We start from the raw sequence: 18,838 nt of genomic DNA on the forward strand, positions 1-18,838 counted from the left end.
GTCCTACGTTCGGAACGGGCGTGTCCTACGTCCGGGATCGGTGAGTTGAACGTCCAGGGGTGGGAACCGGGGAGCGGGCGGTAGCGTCTCCAGGTTCGTGTGGAAGGTGCTGACCGGGCTGGTCCTGGTCGTCCTCGTGGTCTGGCGTCCGGGTGTGGCCTCGTTCGGCGGGGCCGCGGTCGGGGCGTGGGCCGTCCTCGCCGTGTTCCAGCTCGGCCTGCTGCTCGGCGCGGCGGTGTTCGGGGTCCGGGTGCCGTTGGTGGCGATCGGCGTCGGCGGCGAGGTGCGCACGTGGACGCGGCCCCACCTGCGGGTGGTGTGGCGGGTGGTCCCGCTGCTCATGTCGGTGGGCCTGACGTCGATCAAGCCGCCGGTCCGCCGCCGGCTGTGGCTGACCGGCCTGACGTCCGCGGTGCTGTCGACGGCGGTCGTGGCGGTGGCCTGGCTCGGCGCCCCGGGCTGGTCGGACAGCGGCCGGGACTTCCTGCGCGGGTTCGCGGTCGCCGGCACGGCGGTGCTGGTCAACGGCCTGTGGCCGCGGCGCGGCGCGGGCACCACCTCGCCCGGCTGGTTCCTGTTCGGGCTGCCCCGCGTCACGGGGCGGACGGCGGCGGAGTTCGAGGCGACGCCGCTGGTCAACCAGGTGTCGGACGCGATCGCCGTCGGTGACCTCGACCGGGCCGAGGCGCTGGCCGACGAGCTCGTGGAACGCCACCCCACGCTGCTGGTCTCGATCGGCGCGCGCGTCTCCGTGCTCACGCTGCGCCGCCGGTACGGCGAGGCGCTGCACGCGGTCAGCGCCCTGGTCGGCCGCACGGACCTGGAGCCGCGCGACATGGCGTTCGTGCTGGCGGAGATGGCCAGTTCCGCGGCCAACGCGGTGGAGGACGGCCAGGTGCCCGCGGAGGTCGGCGTGCCGGCGGCGAAGCGGGCCGCCGACGGCGCGATGCAGCTCGGCTACCCGCGCCACCGCTGCACGGGCACGTTGGCGCAGCTCGCCCTGCTGGAGGACGACCACGCCGCCGCGCTCGCCCTGGCCACGCAGGCCAAGGCGACCAGCGAGAGCGGCCTGGCCCGCGCCGACGCCCTGGCCACGATCGCCCGCGCGCAGATGGCGGCCGGTGACAACGCGGCGGCCCGCGAGACGCTGGTCGAGGCCCGCGCGCTGGCCGGCTGGATGCCCCGCGTCGCGGAGACGGCCGCCCGGCTCGACATCGCCTGACCGGTCGACCGCCCGACCCGCCGGCCGGGTCGGGTCCGGCGGCCCGGTCGCGTGGCGCCGGCGCAGTCGACGCGGTGCGTTATGCGGGCGGGTTCGGCAGGGTCGGCATACCGCCGGCCGGCGCGGGCAGACCGCAATTCTGCAACGCGTCGTTCAGCGTTTTCAGCCAGCCCTGCACCTCTCCGCGCAATTTCCCGGGATCGGGCGCCACGGCACCGGGCACGATCTTGCTCAGCACGCTGAACGCACCGGCGAACACCGCCATCGAGTGCGACAGGCACAGCTCCGGCCCCTGGAACCGCACCTCCGCCGGCGGCTTGCTCAACGGCGGCGCGGGCAGGCACTTCGCCGCCGTCATGCCCACCAGCAGCACGAGCGTGTCGGCCAGCGGCGTGGCGGCCTTGTCCGGCGCGGGCGGCGCGGCGGCCAGCGGCTCGACCACCTTCTTCACCGAGTCCGCCAGCTGCGACACCATCCCGGCGCACGCGGCGGGCGGTTCGGCGGCGGCTTCCCGCGCCGCCGTCGCGGCCGGGACGACCGCCGTGGCGAGCAGCACGGCGAGCAAAGATCCGATCGTCACGCATTTCTTCTGCACACCGGAAGCGTAAGCGCGAATAGCATCGCCTCACAGCGGGGATCGCGAATTCACCCGACCGAAGAATAGCGGTGCGAAAGCGTGAACAATTGTCGGATCAGATGACCACCGGTCACCCGGCGGCCATCTGATCGGGCGGTTTAACCGGCCAGCACGACCCGGCCGAGTTCCGCGGGCGACGCGAGCAGGTCGTGCCTCGGGAGCACGCGCACCGTGTAGCCGACCGCGCCCGCGTGCGGCAGCGGCACCTCGGCCTCGTAGTTGCCGTTGCCCGCGTACCGCATGCCGTGCGTGACCACGTCGTGCAGCTCGTCGGAGTCACCGACCCGGCCCAGCGCGACCTGGACGTCCACTTCGGACGGTTCCAGCCCGGCCAGCTCCACCCGCGCCCGCACGCCGACCGGCGAGCCGAGGTTGGGCGTGGCCGAACCGTCCAGCGACATCTCCGAGTCCAGCACCCGCACCCGCGTCCACGACGCGCGCAGCCGCTGCCGGTACGCGGCCAGCTCCTTCGCGCCCCGGAAGCCCTCACCGACCACGGAGGCGGCCGACGAGGCGGCGGGCGCGTACAGGTTCTCCACGTACTCGCGCACCATCCGCGACGCCTGCACCGCCGGGCCGAGCGAGGCCAGCGTGTGCCGGACCATGCCCAGCCAGCGGGTCGGCACGCCGTCCTCGCCGCGGTCGTAGAACAACGGCGCGACCTGGTTGCCGAGCAGGTCGTACAGCGCGGCGGCCTCCAGGTCGTCGCGCCGGGTCGGGTCGGTGATGCCGTCGGCGGTCGGGATGGCCCAGCCGTTGCTGCCGTCGTACAGCTCGTCCCACCAGCCGTCGCGGATCGACAGGTTGAGCCCGCCGTTGAGCGCGGACTTCATGCCGGACGTGCCGCAGGCCTCCAGCGGGCGCATCGGGTTGTTCAGCCACACGTCGCAACCCCAGTACAGGTACCGGGCCATGGACATGTCGTAGTCGGGCAGGAACACGATCCGGTGCCGCACGCCCGCGTCGTCGGCGTACCGCACGATCTGCTGGATCAACGCCTTGCCGCCGTCGTCGGCCGGGTGCGACTTGCCCGCGACGACCAGCTGCACGGGCCGTTCCGGGTGCAGCAGCATCGCCCGCAGGCGCTCCGGGTCGCGCAGCATCAGCGTGAGCCGCTTGTAGGTGGGCACGCGGCGGGCGAAGCCGACGGTCAGCACGTCCGGGTCGAACACCGAGTCGGTCCAGCCCAGCTCCAGCGCCGACGCGCCGCGCTGCAACCACGACGCGCGCGTGCGGCGGCGGACCTCGTGGACGAGCTTGGCGCGCAGGTCGTTGCGCAGCTCCCACAGCCGCTGGTCGGTCACCGGCTCGAACCCGTGCAGGCCGACGCCGGACTCCTCGGTGTCACCGACCAGCCTGCTCATCTCGGTCGCCGCCCACGTCGGGCCGTGCACGCCGTTGGTGACCGAGCCGATCGGCACCTCCGAGGCGTCGAAGCCCGGCCACAGGCCGCGGAACATGTCGCGGCTGACCGTGCCGTGCAGCTTGGAGACGCCGTTGGCGCGCTGCGCGAGCCGCAGGCCCATGTGCGCCATGTTGAACAGGCCGGGGTTGTCCTCCGCGCCGAGGGCCAGCACGCGCTGGGTGTTCACGCCCGGCAGCAGCGTCTCGGAGCCGAAGTAGTGCTGCACGAGGTCGACCGGGAAGCGGTCGATGCCCGCCGGGACCGGGGTGTGCGTGGTGAACACCGTGCCCGCGCGGACCGCGGCGAGCGCCTGGTCGAAGTCCAGGCCCTCGCCGGTGACCAGCTCGCGGATGCGCTCCAGGCCGAGGAAGCCCGCGTGGCCCTCGTTGGTGTGGAACACCTCGGGCGCGGGGTGGCCGGTGAGGTCGCAGAACGTGCGCACGGCGCGGACGCCGCCGACGCCCGCCAGGATCTCCTGCCGGATGCGGTGGTCCTGGTCGCCGCCGTAGAGGCGGTCGGTCACGCCGCGCAGGTCCTCGTCGTTCTCCTCCACGTCGGAGTCGAGCAGCAGCAGCGGGATCCGGCCGACCTGCGCCTTCCAGACCTTCGCGCGCAGCACCCGGTCGCCGGGCATGGCGACGTGCACCAGGATCGGTGCGCCGGACGGCTCGGTGAGCAGCTCCAGCGGCAGGCCGCGCGGGTCGAGGACGGGGTAGTGCTCGATCTGCCAGCCGTCCAGGCTCAACGCCTGGCGGAAGTAGCCCGACCGGTAGAGCAGGCCGACCGCGATCAGCGGCACGCCCAGGTCGGAGGCCGCCTTGAGGTGGTCACCCGCCAGCACGCCGAGGCCGCCGGAGTAGTTCGGCAGGGCCTCGGTGACGCCGAACTCCATGGAGAAGTAGCCGACGGCGTTCGGCAGCGGGTGCGAGTCGTGGTCGCCGTGCTCGCGGCGCTGGCGCAGCTCGTCCTGGCGGCGCTGGAACCAGCGGGGACCGGTGGTGTAGCGGTGCAGGTCGTCGGCCAGCGCGCGGGCGTGGGTGAGGAACTGCTCGTCGCGGGACAGCGCGTCGAGGCGTTCGGGCGCGACCACGGACAGCAGGCGCAGCGGGTCGCCGCTCTCGACCCACAGCTCCGGGTCGATCGACGCGAACAGGTCCTGGGTGGGCTGGTGCCACGTCCAGCGCAGGTTGGTGGCGAGGGTGCCCAGGGCCGCCAGCGGCTCGGGCAGGCTGGCTCGGACGGTGAACCGGCGAAGTGCTCGCATGTCGTCGGACCTTATCCCCCATCCAGCGGTGCGGAGCAACGGTCACCCGTACCGATGCAGGGACCGATACAGCTCCACCAGCGAAAACGCCGCGCTGCAAGTTATTTCGCCCGCGTTGCGCAAGCCGTTACCGGGACGCCGGGCCGGGGTTTCCGCTGCTCCGTTCGGCCGAGCGCCCGTTCCGCGGCCTTCCGCCCGGACCGCCGACGCGCGGTCTTCCGGGCCGAGCCGCCCGAGGACTTCACCGTCACCGACGACGCGCTGCGCGCCGGCGGGCGTCGACCCGGTGGATCACGGGGGTCGGTCAACCGCACGATCGTGTGACCGTTGATCGTCCGCACGGCGATGACGTGGCGCCTATCACACAGTGGGACCTTGTTCTTCCATGACGAGACGCACGCCACGCCACGGTTGTAATCCAACCAGAAGGGGTACGAACAAAAAGCACGGGCCCGGCGAAGGCGTGGTAAGACGCTGCGGGCAAACTTGACCATGCAAGCGTCACACCAGGTGAGAGGGGCGCTGCTGCCGATGAGCGGGCGACTCGGAATCGACGACGTCTCCCCGACCGTGAGCGGTGGTCGCTACCCGGCTAAGGCCGTGGTCGGCGAGCACGTGCCGGTCGAGGCCACGGTGTGGCGCGAGGGCCACGACGCCGTGGCCGCCACCGTGGTGTGGCGGGGGCCGAACGACCGGGTCGCCAGACAGACGCGCATGGTCCCCCACGGCATCGGCCTGGACCGCTGGGCCGCCACGGTCGTCCCCGACGCCGAGGGTGCCTGGACGTTCCGGGTGGACGCCTGGAGCGACCCGTGGGCCACCTGGCTGCACGCCGTCGAGGTCAAGGTCGCCGCGGGCCAGGGCGCCGACGAGCTGCACAACGACCTGGAGGCGGGCGCGCTCCTGCTCGACCGCGTCAGCCGCAGGCCGGACCGGCGCAAGGACAAGCCGCTGCTGCTCAACGCGGCCGCCGCGCTGCGCGACGAGCACCGGCCCCTGGCCGAGCGGGTCGCGCCGGCCCTCGCGACCGACGTCCGCCAGGTCATGCACGACCACCCCGTGCGCGAGCTGATCACCAAGGGCAAGCCGCAGAAGCTGTGGGTCGACCGCAAGCGCGCGGCGTTCGGGTCCTGGTACGAGTTCTTCCCCCGCAGCACGGGCGGTGTGGACGAGTCGGGCGTCCCGGTGCACGGCACGTTCGTCACCGCGACCAAGGAGCTGGACCGCATCGCGGCCATGGGCTTCGACGTCGCCTACCTGCCGCCGATCCACCCGATCGGGCGGGTGAACCGCAAGGGCCCGAACAACACCCTGACCGCCACCGAGGACGACCCGGGCTCGACCTGGGCCATCGGCGCGGACGAGGGCGGGCACGACGCGATCCACCCGGAGCTGGGCACGATCGAGGACTTCGACGCGTTCGTGGCCCGCGCCGAGGAGCTGAACATCGAGGTGGCGCTGGACCTGGCGCTGCAGTGCGCGCCCGACCACCCGTGGGTGCTCAAGCACCCCGAGTGGTTCACCACCCGCCCCGACGGCTCGATCGCCTACGCGGAGAACCCGCCGAAGAAGTACCAGGACATCTACCCGGTCAACTTCGACAACGACCCCCAGGGCCTCTACAACGAGGTGCTGCGCGTGGTGCTGCACTGGGTCGACCACGGGGTGCGCATCTTCCGGGTGGACAACCCGCACACCAAGCCGCCGGACTTCTGGGCGTGGCTGATCTGGGCGGTCAAGGACCGGCACCCGGACGTGCTGTTCCTGTCGGAGGCCTTCACCCGCCCGGCCCGCCTGTACGGCCTGGCCAAGCTCGGCTTCACGCAGAGCTACACCTACTTCACCTGGCGCACGACCAAGGAGGAGCTGACCGAGTTCGGCGCCGAACTGGTCGAGCACTGGGACGAAGCGCGGCCCAACCTGTTCGTCAACACCCCCGACATCCTGCACGAGTCGCTGCAGCACGGCGGTCCGGGCATGTTCGCGCTGCGCGCGGCGCTGGCGGCGACCATGGCGCCGACCTGGGGTGTGTACTCGGGTTACGAGCTGTTCGAGCACGAGGCCGTCCGACCGGGCAGCGAGGAGTACCTGAACTCGGAGAAGTACCAGCTCCGCCCCCGCGACTACGCGGCGGCGGTGGCCGAGGGACGGTCGCTGGAACCGTGGTTGCGCAAGCTGAACGCGATCCGCCGGGCGCACCCGGCGTTGCAGCAGATGCGAACACTCCGGTTCCACCACGTCGACAACCCGGCGCTGATCGCCTACTCGAAGCAGGATCCCGGCACCGGCGACACGGTCGTCGTCGTGGTCAACCTCGATCCGCAGAACGCGCAGGACGGCACCGTCTGGCTGGACCTGCCCGCGCTGGGCGCCGACTGGCACGAGCGGCTGATCGCGCACGACGAGGTGTCCGGGGAGACCTGGGACTGGGGTCAGGCGAACTACGTCCGCCTGGAACCCTGGCGCGCTCCGGCGCACGTCGTCGGCGTGCAGCGCCGCTTCACCAGCTAGCGCAGTACCGACCCGGTCCCCTTTACCGAGTCCCCGTGCCCGCCGAAGAGCACGAGGGACGATCCGACGCACCCCCAATGAGGTGGGACGAGGTGGAGCACACATGCAAGAAGAGGCCCGACCCGACGCCGCGCTGGTAGGCCTGGAGAACGTGCCGCACACCGGCGAGGCCATCGGCGCCGACGGCCTGCTGGTGGAACCGCAGGCCGAGGACTTCCGGTCGGCCAAGCTGGTGCCGCGCGAGCGCGACTGGTTCAAGGGCGCGGTGTTCTACGAGGTGCTGGTGCGCGCGTTCAGCGACAGCAACGGCGACGGCACCGGCGACCTGCGGGGGCTCGCGTCCCGGTTGGACTACCTGGAGTGGCTCGGCGTCGACTGCCTGTGGCTGCCGCCGTTCTACGCCTCGCCGCTGCGCGACGGCGGGTACGACATCTCCGACTTCCGCGCGGTGCTGCCGGAGTTCGGTTCGGTCGAGGACTTCGTGTACCTGCTGGACGAGGCGCACCGCCGGGGCATCCGGGTGATCACCGACCTGGTGCTCAACCACACCAGCGACGCCCACCCCTGGTTCCAGCAGTCGCGGCTCGACCCCGACGGCCCGTACGGCGACTACTACGTGTGGAGCGACGACGACCAGCGCTACGCGGACGCGCGGATCATCTTCGTCGACACCGAGTCGTCCAACTGGACCTACGACCCGGTGCGCGGCCAGTTCTACTGGCACCGGTTCTTCTCCCACCAGCCGGACCTGAACTTCGAGAACCCGCACGTCCAGGAAGCCATGCTGGACACCCTGCGGTTCTGGCTCGACCTCGGCATCGACGGGTTCCGGCTCGACGCCGTGCCGTACCTGTTCGAGGCCGAGGGCACGAACTGCGAGAACCTGCCGCGCACGCACGACTTCCTCAAGCGCTGCCGCAAGGTCGTGGACGACGAGTACCCCGGCCGGGTGCTCCTCGCGGAGGCCAACCAGTGGCCGTCGGACGTGGTCGAGTACTTCGGCAACCCCGAGGTCGGCGGCGACGAGTGCCACATGGCGTTCCACTTCCCGCTGATGCCGCGCATCTTCATGTCGGTGCGGCGCGAGTCGCGGTTCCCCATCTCGGAGATCCTGGCGCAGACGCCGCAGATCCCGGACGGCTGCCAGTGGGGCATCTTCCTGCGCAACCACGACGAGTTGACGCTGGAGATGGTCACCGACGAAGAGCGCGACTACATGTACGCGGAGTACGCCAAGGACCCGCGGATGAAGGCGAACATCGGCATCCGGCGGCGACTGGCCCCGCTGCTGGAGAACGACCGCAACCAGCAGGAGCTGTTCACCGCGATGCTGCTGTCCCTGCCGGGCTCGCCGGTGCTGTACTACGGCGACGAGATCGGCATGGGCGACAACATCTGGCTGGGCGACCGCGACGCGGTGCGCACGCCGATGCAGTGGACCCCCGACCGCAACGCGGGCTTCTCCAGCTGCGACCCCGGCCGGATCTACCTGCCGGTGATCATGGACCCGGTGTACGGCTACCAGGCGCTCAACGTCGAGGCCCAGCTGAACAACCAGTCGTCCCTGCTGCACTGGACCCGGCGGATGATCGAGGTGCGCAAGCAGCACCACGCGTTCGCGGAGGGCGACTTCACCGACCTGGGTGGTTCCAACCCCAGCGTGCTGGCCTACCGTCGGCGGTGGTTGCGCCCCGACGGGCACGAGGACGTGGTGCTGTGCGTGAACAACCTGTCGAGGTTCCCGCAGCCGGTGGAGCTGGACCTGTCCGAGCACCACGGCAGCAGGCCCGTCGAGTTGACCGGTGGGGTCGTCTTCCCCACCGTGGGTGACCTGCCTTACCTGCTGACCCTGCCCGGTCACGGCTTCTACTGGTTCCAGCTCGTGGAAGCCGACGACGACAGCGAGCCGAGGTGATGGACGTGACCGAACCGCACGACCTGGTCGACAAGGTGATGGCCGAGCTGCCCGAGTGGCTGCCCGCCCAGCGGTGGTTCGGCGGCAAGGACCGCCCGGTCACCTCGATCCGCCCGCTGCGCACGACGGTGCTGCGGACCGACGACCCGGTGCTGGTGCACCTGGTCGTCGAGGTCGAGCAGCCGGACCGGCGGGAGCCCTACCAGCTGCTGATCACCGACCACGTGGACAACTACGACGCGACCCACGTGCCGGAGCTGACGGGTGTGCTGCTCGACCTGGTCGCGGAGGGCGCCGAGGTCGACGGGCTGCGGTTCGCGCACGAACCGGGCGTGGACCTGCAGACCGGGTTGCGCGGCCGGCCGATCACGTCCGAGCAGTCCAACACCTCGCTGGTGTTCGGCAGCCAGTACATCCTCAAGCTGTTCCGCAAGCTGACCTACGGCGAGAACCCGGACCTGGTGCTGCACCGCGCGCTGCGCCAGGTCGGGTGCGAGCACATCGCCCAGCCGCTCGGGTCGATCACCGGCAAGCTGGACGGGCAGACCACGACGGTCGGCATGCTCCAGCAGTTCCTGCCGGACGCGGTGGACGGCTGGGCGATGGCCACCACGAGCGTGCGCGACCTGATGGCCGAGGCCGACCTGCACGCCGACGAGGTGGGCGGCGACTTCGCCGGCGAGGCGCAGCGGCTGGGTCAGGCCGTGGCCACCGTGCACGCGGACCTGGAACGCGCGCTGGGCACGCAGCACGCGGACGCCGACGACATCGAGCGGACCGTGCGGGCGATGACCGCGCGGCTGGACTCGGTGGCCGCCGCGGTGCCCGAGCTCCAGCCGTACGTGCCCGCGCTGCGGGAGGCGTTCGAGCGGGCGCGGGACACGCCGGACTCGATCGCCGTCCAGAGCATCCACGGCGACCTGCACCTGGGTCAGGTGCTGCGGACCGTGCAGGGCTGGTTGCTGATCGACTTCGAGGGCGAGCCGGGTTCCCCGATCGCGGAGCGGACCGCGCTGCGCTCGCCGCTGCGCGACGTGGCCGGGATGCTGCGATCCTTCGACTACGCGGCGCACCAGCTCCTGGTCGGCCAGCCGGAGGACCACCAGCTGACCGTGCGGGCGCTGGAGTGGGCGCGGCGCAACCGCGCGGCGTTCACCGAGGGCTACGCGGAGGCGGCGTCCGACTCGGTGGGCGACCCGCGCGAGCGCGGCTACCTGCTGCGGGCGTTCGAGCTGGACAAGGCCGTGTACGAGGTCGCCTACGAGCACGCGAACAGGCCCGAGTGGTTGACGGTCCCGCTGTCGTCGATCGCCCGGATCACCGGAGAGGGAGCTGTGCAGTCATGATCTCGCCCGAGGACGTCGACCGGCTGCTCGCCGGGGCGCACCACGACCCGCACTCGGTGCTCGGCGTGCACCACGTCCAGGACGGCGTGGTCGCGCGGGCGCTGCGGCCGGGAGCGACCGCGGTGGCGGTGATCGCGAAGGACAAGCGCTTCGAGCTCGACCGGGTCACCGACGGGTTGTTCGCCGGTGACCTGCCCGAGCACCCCGGCGGCAACTACCGCCTGGAGGTCGAGTACGGCGACGACGTCGTCGAGGTCGACGACCCGTACCGCTGGCTGCCGACCGTCGGAGAGCTGGACCTGCACCTCATCGGGGAGGGCCGGCACGAGCGGCTGTGGGACGTGCTGGGCGCGCGGGTGCGCACCTACGACACGCCCGACGGCGTCGTCTCGGGCGTCTCGTTCGCCGTGTGGGCGCCGACCGCGCGCGGTGTGCGGGTGTGCGGCGACTTCGACGGCTGGGACGGCCGCGCGAACCCGATGAGGTCGCTGGGCTCGTCCGGGGTGTGGGAGATCTTCATCCCCGGCATCACCGAGGGCACCCGGTACAAGTTCCGGATCCTGGGCCGGGACGGTCAGTGGCACGAGAAGGCCGACCCGATGGCGTTCGCGACCGAGACGCCGCCCGCCACGGCGTCCGTGGTGACCCGCTCGGCGCACCAGTGGGGCGACGAGGAGTGGCGGGCCAAGCGGGACGCCACGCAGTGGATCAACGCGGCGATGAGCGTGTACGAGGTGCACCTGGGCTCGTGGAAGCCGGGCCTGGGGTACCGGGAGCTGGCCGAGGAGCTGGCCGACTACGTGGTGGACGCGGGGTTCACGCACGTCGAGCTGATGCCGGTGGCCGAGCACCCGTTCGGCGGGTCGTGGGGCTACCAGGTGACGTCGTACTACGCGCCGACCTCGCGGTTCGGCTCGCCCGACGACTTCCGGCACTTCGTGGACGTGCTGCACCAGCGCGGCATCGGCGTGATCATGGACTGGGTGCCCGCGCACTTCCCGAAGGACTCGTGGGCGCTGGCCAAGTTCGACGGCAGCCCGCTGTACGAGCACGCGGACCCGCGCCGGGGCGAGCAACCCGACTGGGGCACGCTCGTGTTCGACTTCGGCCGCAACGAGGTGCGCAACTTCCTCGTCGCCAACGCCCTGTACTGGATCGACGAGTTCCACATCGACGGCCTGCGGGTCGACGCGGTGGCCTCGATGCTCTACCTGGACTACTCGCGGCAGGAAGGCCAGTGGCTGCCCAACCAGTACGGCGGCCGGGAGAACCTGGACGCGGTGCGGTTCCTGCAGGAGCTGAACGCGACCGTCTACAAGCGCCACCCCGGCGTGGTGATGGTGGCGGAGGAGTCGACGGCGTGGCCGGGCGTGTCGCGGCCGACGCACCTGGGCGGCCTCGGGTTCGGCTTCAAGTGGAACATGGGCTGGATGCACGACACGCTGCACTACCTGTCGCGCGAGCCGGTGCACCGCTCGTTCCACCACAACGAGATCACGTTCTCCCTGGTGTACGCGTGGAGCGAGAACTTCGTGCTGCCGCTGTCGCACGACGAGGTCGTGCACGGCAAGGGGTCGCTGTGGCAGCGGATGCCCGGCGACGACTGGAACAAGGCCGCGGGCCTGCGGACGCTGCTGGCGTTCATGTGGGCGCACCCCGGCAAGCAGCTGCTGTTCATGGGTGGCGAGTTCGGGCAGCGGGGCGAGTGGTCGGAGAGCCGGTCGCTCGACTGGCACCTGCTCGACGACCCGCTGCACGCCGGCCTGCACCGGTTGATCGGTGACCTGAACCGCGTCTACACGGCCTCGCCCGCGCTCTACAGCGCGGACAACAAGCCCGAGGGGTTCTCGTGGATCGACGCGAACGACTCGGCGGGCAACGTGCTGAGCTTCCTGCGCATCGGTGAGGACGGCTCGGTGCTGGCGTGCGTGGCGAACTTCGCCGGCCAGCCGCACCGCGACTACCGGGTGGGCCTGCCGGTCGCGGGTCGGTGGCGCGAGGTGGTGAACACGGACTCGGAGATCTACGGCGGGTCCGGCGTCGGCAACCTCGGCGCGGTCGAGGCGGAGGAGCACCCGTGGCACGGGCGCCCGGCGTCGGCGGTGCTTCAGCTGCCGCCCGCGGGCGTGCTCTGGCTCGCGCCGGAGGAGTGACCGGTCGTCCTCCCGTCGCAGGGGCCCTCGTCGAGGGCCCCTGCTTCATGCCGGGACGAAGGTGGGCAGCAGCTCGGGCAGCCGTTCGGCCCCCCGGCCGGTGAGCAGCAGCTCCCTGGTGCCCTCCTGACGGCGGACCAGGTCGTCGGCCACGAACGCGTCGAGCACGAGCCGGCCGAGGTCGCCGCCCAGGTGCGGCACCCGGTGCGTGCGGTCCAGGCAGGCCAGCGCCAGGCGGCGGCGCGGATCGGCGGCTCCCGGGTCGACGCCGAGGCGGTGCAACGGGGTCAGGTCGGCCCCGAGCGCCAGTTCGCCCGTGCGGCCGTCGGGCGGTCGGAGCGCGCCGCCGTCGACCAGCGCGGCGAACACCGAGATGCCCAGGCGGCCGGCGGCGTGGTCGTAGCAGGTGTGGGCCACGTCGACCGGTGACGACTCGCGCGGCGGCGCGGTCAGCTCGCCCTGGTGGGCGTAGCGGGCCAGGGCGGTGAGCACGTCGGTGATGTCGCCGCGCGCGACCCGGTAGACCGCGTGCCGCCCGGTGTGCTCGACCGTGACGAGGCCGGCGGCGCGCAGGCGGGCGAGGTGGTTGCCCAGGCGCGGCGCGGAGACGCCCATCGCGTCGGCCAGCTGCACCATCGTGTGCGGCCCTTCGGCGGCGAGCAGCTGGAGCGAGGTCAGGCGCACCGGGTCGGACAGCTCCCGGGCCAGCGCGACGACCGCCGCCTGGACGGCGTTGCCCGAGTCGATCCACCCCGCCACGCGCCTCCACCTCCGGGTCGAATCCTACCCTTCACGACTTCCTGAATGGCGATTGCGGGCCGGCGCGGGCCGCGTTACCGTCCATGCACCATTCAGTGAACCGTGAAGGGTGAATGCCGATGGGGTTGCGCGTGCTGTTGTGGGGCCGCGGTGTCTCGGCGCTCGGTGACGGCCTGTGGTTCACCACCTGGGCGTTGTTCTTCACCCGCGTGCTCGGCCTGCCGCTGGTCGCGGTGGGTGTCGGGATGGCGGTGGCGGGCGCGGTCGGGCTGGTCGCGGCGGTGCCGCTCGGCGGGTTGGCGGACCGGTTCGACCCCAGGTTCGTGCTCGTGGCGATCATCGTCGTGCGCGCCCTCGCCATGGTTTCCTACCTGGTGGTGGACGGCACGTGGTCGTTCCTCGCGGTCACGGTGGCGTTCACCGCGCCCGCCAACGGCGGCAACGCGGTCCGGACGGCGCTGATCGCGGGCCTGGTCCCCGACAACGCCGGCAGGGTGCGGGCGCTGGCGCAGCAGCGCGTGGCGCAGCACGTCGGCTACGCGATCGGGGCGGGGCTGGGCGCGGTCGTGCTGACGGCCGACAGCCGCTCCGCCTACACCGCGGCCATCGTCGGCAACGCGGTCACGTTCGGGGTGCTCGCGGTGACGACGCTGCTGGTCCGCAAGCCCTCGGCGCAGGAGGGCCGGCGCGCGGGCGCTCGGGCGGTGCTGGGCGACCGCCCCTACGTGGCCGTCGTGTCCGTCACGTCGGTCCTCACGCTGTGCTGGGCGATGATGTCGACCGGCCTGCCGCTGTGGCTGTCCCGCGCGACGGACCTGCCGCTGACCCTGGGCGGGGTCGTGGTGGTCGTCGGCTCGGTGGGCATCGCGGTGTTCCAGGTGCCGTTCGCCCGCTTCGCCCGCTCCCCCGCCCAGGCGGCGCGCACGGTGGTGTGGTCCGGGGCCGTCCTCGCCGCGAGCTGCGTGCTGCTGGCCACCACGGCGGGCGGTTCGGGGGCGGTGGGCGTGGCGGTCGTGGTCGTGGCGGCGCTGCTGCACGTCGTCGGTGAGCTGGGGTACGTGGCCGCGAACTGGGGCCTGTCGGTGAACCTCATGCGGGAGGAGTCGCGCGGCGCGTACCAAGGCGTCAACGAGGCCGCGACCGCCACCGTGCAGCTGTTCGGGCCCGCGGTCTTCACCTTCGCCCTCGGCGGGTTCGGCGCGGCCGGATGGGTCGCCGTGGCCGTGATCTTCCTCGCCGCGGCCGCGCCCGTGCCGGCGCTGACCAGGTGGGCGGTGCGCACCCGGCAGCCGGAGCCGTCGCCACCGGAGGTCGTCAAGACGACCCCGTAGGGGGTCGCGGCAGGCACAATGGACGGATGCGGCTCGCATCGGCTCGGCTGGTCCTGCTGGCAACCGTCCTGCTCACGGCTACCGCCTGTGCGCAGGCGATCCCGGGCAAGCCCCTGGCGGGCGAGACCGTCACCAGGGGCAAGGTCGACACCGGCTTCATCCGGGGCACCGACGGCAGCGCCATCGACCAGCTCGCGGCGACCGCCATCACCGACATCGACACGTTCTGGAAGGACGCGTTCCCGGACGCGTTCGACAAGCCGTGGCGGTCGATCGAGGGCGGCATCTACTCGGTCGACACCTCCGACCCCGCGGCGAAGCCGCCGCCGTGCACCGAGCTGGCCAAGGACGTCGAGGGCAACGCCTTCTACTGCCCCAGCGCCGACGCGATCGCCTGGGACCGCGCCGCGCTGCTGCCCGTGCTCAAGGACCGCTTCGGCGACGCCGCCGTGGTGATCGTGCTGGCGCACGAGATGGGCCACGCCGTGCAGAGCCGCATGGGCATCACCGAGGCCGAACGGCGTGAGCCGCAGAAGTACCCCACGATCCTCACCGAGGCGATGGCCGACTGCTTCGCGGGCGCGTTCACCAAGTGGGTCAACGACGGCAAGTCCGAGCACCTCGACATCGGTTCGGACACGCTGGACTCGGCGCTCGGCGCGCTGATCAAGTTCCGCGACCCGGTCGGCACCTCGCCCAGCGACCGGTCCGCGCACGGCAACGCGTTCGACCGGGTGTCCGCGTTCCAGGACGGCTACCAGCAGGGGACGAAGTTCTGCGCGGCCATGACGGTCGACAACCGCGGCTTCACCCAGAAGTCGTTCACCACGGTCGACGACCGGGACCGCAACGGCAACCTGCCGTTCGACGAGATGCTGGAGAGCATCACCCCCGACCTGAACGCCTACTACAAGGCCCTGGTCACGCAGGCGGGCAAGACGTGGACCGACCCGAAGGCCACCCCCGTGCAGGAGGAGCCGGACTGCTCCGGCGACCAGGGGCCGGTGGCGTTCTGCCCGGCCGACAAGTCGGTGGAGGTCGAGGTCGAGGCCGACCTGCCCGAGCTGCACGCCCGGATCGGTGACTACGCCACCGGCGTGCTGCTGGCCAGCCGGTACGGGTTGGCCGCGATGGCCGCGCTCGGGGTCGAGCTGGAGGGCGAGAAGGCCGCGGCCGGCGCGTTGTGCCTGGCGGGCGCGTACACGCGGGAGGTGTTCGACCGGCAGAAGGGGTTCGGGCTCTCCCCCGGCGACCTGGACGAGGCGGTCCAGGTGCTGCTCGCCTACGACTACGCGGCGCGCGACGCGACGGGTTCGGCGGTGCTCGGGCCCGGCTTCAAGCGGGTCGACGTGTTCCGCGGCGGCGTCCTGGAGGGCACGAAAGCCTGCGGTCTGGCCTAGCCGCGCGGGTCGGCCCAGTAGGGTTCGGGCTTGGATCGGCACGACCGGGATGGGGCTTGGGCATGGCTCGACGGGCTTGGGTTGCTGCGACGCTCGCCACCGCGTTGGCGTTGACCGGGTGCACCCAGGCGGTGAGCGGGCACGGCCGGTCGGAGCGGCCGGACGTCACCAAGGTCGCCGGGCTGGACATCACCACCGGTGAGAGCGGCGCGAAGCCGGGTGTGCCGGACGCCGACCTGCGGGTGGAGAACGGCGACGGCGGCGAGATGGACCGGCTCGCCATCAACACGCTGGCCGACGTCGAGGAGTACTGGACCGAGCAGCTGCCCGAGCACTTCGACCGGCAGTTCGAGCCGGTGAAGCGGTTGGTGTCCTACGACTCCACCGGCAAGGGCGTGGAGATCTGCCGCACCAACACCGCGGGTGTGGCGAACGCGTTCTACTGCTCGTTGGACGACTCGATCGCCTGGGACCGCGGCGAGCTGCTGCCGATGCTCGACGACGCGTTCGGGCCGATGTCGGTGGTGACCGTGCTGGCGCACGAGATGGGCCACGCGATCCAGTACAAGCTCGGCGCCGAGGGTGGCGTCAACCAGTCCACGCCGTCGATCATCAAGGAGCAGCAGGCCGACTGCTACGCGGGCAACTTCTTCCGCTGGGTGGCCGAGGGCAAGGCCAAGCACTTCCGCCTGTCCACCGGGCCGGGGCTGAACCAGGTGCTGGCGACGATGTTCTTCATCCGCGACGCGGCCGGCACGTCGGCCGAGAAGCAGGGCGCGCACGGCAGCGCGTTCGACCGGGTGGCGGCGTTCCAGTTCGGGTTCGCGGGCGACCCGGAGCGGTGCGCGCAGATCGACGAGGCCGAGGTCAAGTCGCGGATCACGCAGCAGAAGTTCGACTCGCAGGACCAGGACACCGGGCAGGGCAAGGGCAACCTGAAGGTGGACGACCAGCGGTCGCTGGACCTGCTGGAGGAGTCGCTGCGGGAGGCGTTCAACCAGGCGGGCGCGACGCCGCCGTCGATCTCCACCTCCTCGTCCGCGACGTGCACCGACGGCGGCGACACCTCGCCCGCCGCGTACTGCCCCTCGACGAACTCGATCTCCGTCGACCTGCCGGACCTGGTGAAGATCGGCACGCCGCCGAAGCGCGGGCAGAAGGGCGGGATCGGTGACTTCGCCGCGTTCGCCGAGATCGCGTCGCGGTTCGCGCTGTCGATCCAGAAGGCGACCGGGTACGGGCTGGAGGGGCCGGCGGCCGGGCTGCGCACGGCCTGCCTGACCGGGGCGTGGGCCGGGACGACGACCGGGGGCAAGGCGAAGCTGCGGCTGTCGTCCGGTGACCTGGACGAGGCCGTGGCCGAGCTGCTGGTCGACAAGAGCCTGATCGCGGCGGACGTGAACGGCACCGTCGTGCCGTCCGGCTTCGCCCGCGTCGAGTCGTTCCGCGACGGCTTCTACCAGGGCGCGGGCCTGTGCACCCGCAAGTACGCGGGCTGACCCCTCGCCCCACCCGATGCCGCTCCGCTCAACGCCCGGCTGGGGCACCCTGCTCGACGCCTAGCTGACCGCCCCGCTCCACGCCTTGCCGGACACGCCCCGCCACGCTCGGCTGGACGTCCGGAGCGGGTCGCCTCGGTGGGCGGGCGGGACGTGCCAGGTCGTGCCGGGCCAGGTGGTGCCGGGCCGGGCCAGATCCTGCATGCCAGGTGGTGCCGTGCCGGGTCATACCGTCCGTGCCGTGCCGTGCCGTGCCGTGCCGTGTCGTGTCGTGCCCGATCGAGGTTGTCCACAGGTCGCATCGGTGGTCTCGAAGTTCGTCGGACTTCGCCGGCAGAATAAAAAACAGGGGTCCCCCTGCGCGGGGGACCCCTTGTGGCGTGGTGCGGTCAGAACAGGGCGCTGGCCAGGTTGCGGCGGGCCTTGGCGACCCGGTCGTCGTCCGGCGGGAACAGCTCGAACAGGCTCACCAGGTGCTCGCGGACCCGGTCGCGGTCCTCGCCGTAGACCCGGCGGACCGTGTCGACCAGGCGCTTGAAGGCCTGCTCGACGTCGTTGGTCGAGACCTCCAGGTCCGCGGCGGCCAGCTGGGCGTCCACGTCGTCCGGGTCGGAGTCGGCCTTCGCCAGCACGTCCGGCGTCACGGCCTCGGCCCGCGCGGTGAAGCGGACCTGCGCCAGGGCCGCCTTCGCCTCGGCGTTGGCGGGCTCGGCGGCCAGGATCGCCTCGTACGCGGCCTCGGCGGCGGCGAAGTCGCCCTGCTCGAAGGCTTCCTCAGCGGCGACGAAGCGCGGGTCTTCGGGCTCGGCCACGGGCTCCGCGCCGGGCTGCGCGCCGCGGTTCGCCTCCGCCGCCTTGATGCCCGGCAGGCGGTCGCGCAGGGCGTCGAGCAGGCGGGCGATCCACTGGCCGAACTCGGCCTCCGGCAGCGGCCCGGCGAACGCGTCGAGGGGCTGGCCGCCGGCGATCGCGACCACGGTCGGCACCGACTGCACGCCGAACACCTGGCCGATGCGCGGGTTGGCGTCCAGGTCGACCCTGGCCAGCAGCCAGGTGCCGCCGCCCGCCCTGGCCGCGCGTTCGAGAACGGGCGAGAGCTGGCCCGCCTCGGGGCTCCACGAGGCGGTCAGCTCGACGACGACGGGGATGTCCAGCGAGCGCTCGACGACCGACTGGAACGTCGCCTCGGTGACGTCCAGCACCCACGGGCTCGGACCGGCGTCCTGAGCTCCGGCCCCGCCGGACGACGGGGGTGGGGTGGCGGCGCGCTGCCTCGCGGCGTCGGCCCGGGCCTTCAGCGCGCCCAGGTCGACCGCCCCGGACAGCGCGGCGGACAGTGCGGCGGTCTTTCGGGGGTCTGGCCTTGTCACGCCTTCCATCCTGGCACGAGTCCGGC

At 72.1% G+C, this 18,838-nt stretch carries 12 protein-coding genes; 8 read left to right on the forward strand and 4 right to left on the reverse strand.

The genetic code is table 11. The features are described from left to right. The first annotated feature begins 97 nt into the window (after positions 1–97). The gene (locus AB0G02_RS12795) at positions 98–1,222 is read left to right on the forward strand and encodes a hypothetical protein (protein WP_360793145.1); all 1,125 of its coding nucleotides are present in this window, start codon (positions 98–100) and stop codon (positions 1,220–1,222) included. A 79-nt stretch (positions 1,223–1,301) separates the two neighbouring features. Here AB0G02_RS12795 and AB0G02_RS12800 read toward each other — a convergent pair whose 3' ends face one another. Next, a complete protein-coding gene (locus AB0G02_RS12800) occupies positions 1,302–1,817 on the reverse strand; it encodes a hypothetical protein (RefSeq protein WP_360793147.1) in 516 nt (171 codons plus the stop codon). Between the two features lie 140 nt (positions 1,818–1,957). Next, the gene (glgP, locus tag AB0G02_RS12805) at positions 1,958–4,528 is read right to left on the reverse strand and encodes an alpha-glucan family phosphorylase (protein WP_360793149.1); all 2,571 of its coding nucleotides are present in this window, start codon (positions 4,526–4,528) and stop codon (positions 1,958–1,960) included. 531 nt (positions 4,529–5,059) lie between these two features. Between glgP and AB0G02_RS12810 the strand changes: the two genes are divergently transcribed. From AB0G02_RS12810 to glgB, 4 genes are all read left to right on the forward strand, one after another. Next, positions 5,060–7,039 carry an alpha-1,4-glucan--maltose-1-phosphate maltosyltransferase gene (locus tag AB0G02_RS12810; RefSeq protein ID WP_360793151.1) on the forward strand — a complete coding sequence of 660 codons (1,980 nt, stop codon included), beginning with the start codon at positions 5,060–5,062 and terminating at the stop codon, positions 7,037–7,039. A gap of 103 nt (positions 7,040–7,142) precedes the next feature. Then, the gene (gene treS, locus AB0G02_RS12815) at positions 7,143–8,954 is read left to right on the forward strand and encodes a maltose alpha-D-glucosyltransferase (protein ID WP_360793153.1); all 1,812 of its coding nucleotides are present in this window, start codon (positions 7,143–7,145) and stop codon (positions 8,952–8,954) included. A gap of 5 nt (positions 8,955–8,959) precedes the next feature. After that, entirely contained in the window at positions 8,960–10,300 is a 1,341-nt protein-coding gene (locus tag AB0G02_RS12820) for an aminoglycoside phosphotransferase (protein WP_360793155.1), read from the forward strand. Further along, positions 10,297–12,453, forward strand: a complete 2,157-nt coding sequence (glgB, locus tag AB0G02_RS12825; RefSeq protein ID WP_360793157.1) for a 1,4-alpha-glucan branching protein GlgB — start codon at positions 10,297–10,299, stop codon at positions 12,451–12,453. The genes AB0G02_RS12820 and glgB overlap by 4 nt, the downstream gene beginning before the upstream one ends. A 45-nt stretch (positions 12,454–12,498) precedes the next feature. Here glgB and AB0G02_RS12830 read toward each other — a convergent pair whose 3' ends face one another. Then, positions 12,499–13,212, reverse strand: a complete 714-nt coding sequence (locus tag AB0G02_RS12830) for a metalloregulator ArsR/SmtB family transcription factor (RefSeq protein WP_360793159.1) — start codon at positions 13,210–13,212, stop codon at positions 12,499–12,501. A gap of 119 nt (positions 13,213–13,331) precedes the next feature. Between AB0G02_RS12830 and AB0G02_RS12835 the strand changes: the two genes are divergently transcribed. From AB0G02_RS12835 to AB0G02_RS12845, 3 genes are all read left to right on the forward strand, one after another. Further along, positions 13,332–14,543 (forward strand): MFS transporter, encoded by a 1,212-nt coding sequence (locus AB0G02_RS12835; protein WP_360793161.1) that lies wholly within the window; start codon positions 13,332–13,334, stop codon positions 14,541–14,543. A gap of 26 nt (positions 14,544–14,569) precedes the next feature. Then, the gene (locus AB0G02_RS12840) at positions 14,570–15,943 is read left to right on the forward strand and encodes a neutral zinc metallopeptidase (protein ID WP_360793163.1); all 1,374 of its coding nucleotides are present in this window, start codon (positions 14,570–14,572) and stop codon (positions 15,941–15,943) included. A 62-nt stretch (positions 15,944–16,005) separates the two neighbouring features. Continuing rightward, complete coding sequence (locus AB0G02_RS12845) at positions 16,006–17,442, forward strand: neutral zinc metallopeptidase (protein WP_360793165.1); 1,437 nt, start codon at positions 16,006–16,008, stop codon at positions 17,440–17,442. Positions 17,443–17,831: 389 nt separating this feature from the next. Here AB0G02_RS12845 and AB0G02_RS12850 read toward each other — a convergent pair whose 3' ends face one another. Further along, positions 17,832–18,821 (reverse strand): tetratricopeptide repeat protein, encoded by a 990-nt coding sequence (locus AB0G02_RS12850; protein WP_360793167.1) that lies wholly within the window; start codon positions 18,819–18,821, stop codon positions 17,832–17,834. Positions 18,822–18,838: the final 17 nt, after the last annotated feature.

It is taken from the genome of Actinosynnema sp. NPDC023658 (genome assembly GCF_040639995.1).
GTDB lineage: Bacteria > Actinomycetota > Actinomycetes > Mycobacteriales > Pseudonocardiaceae > Actinosynnema.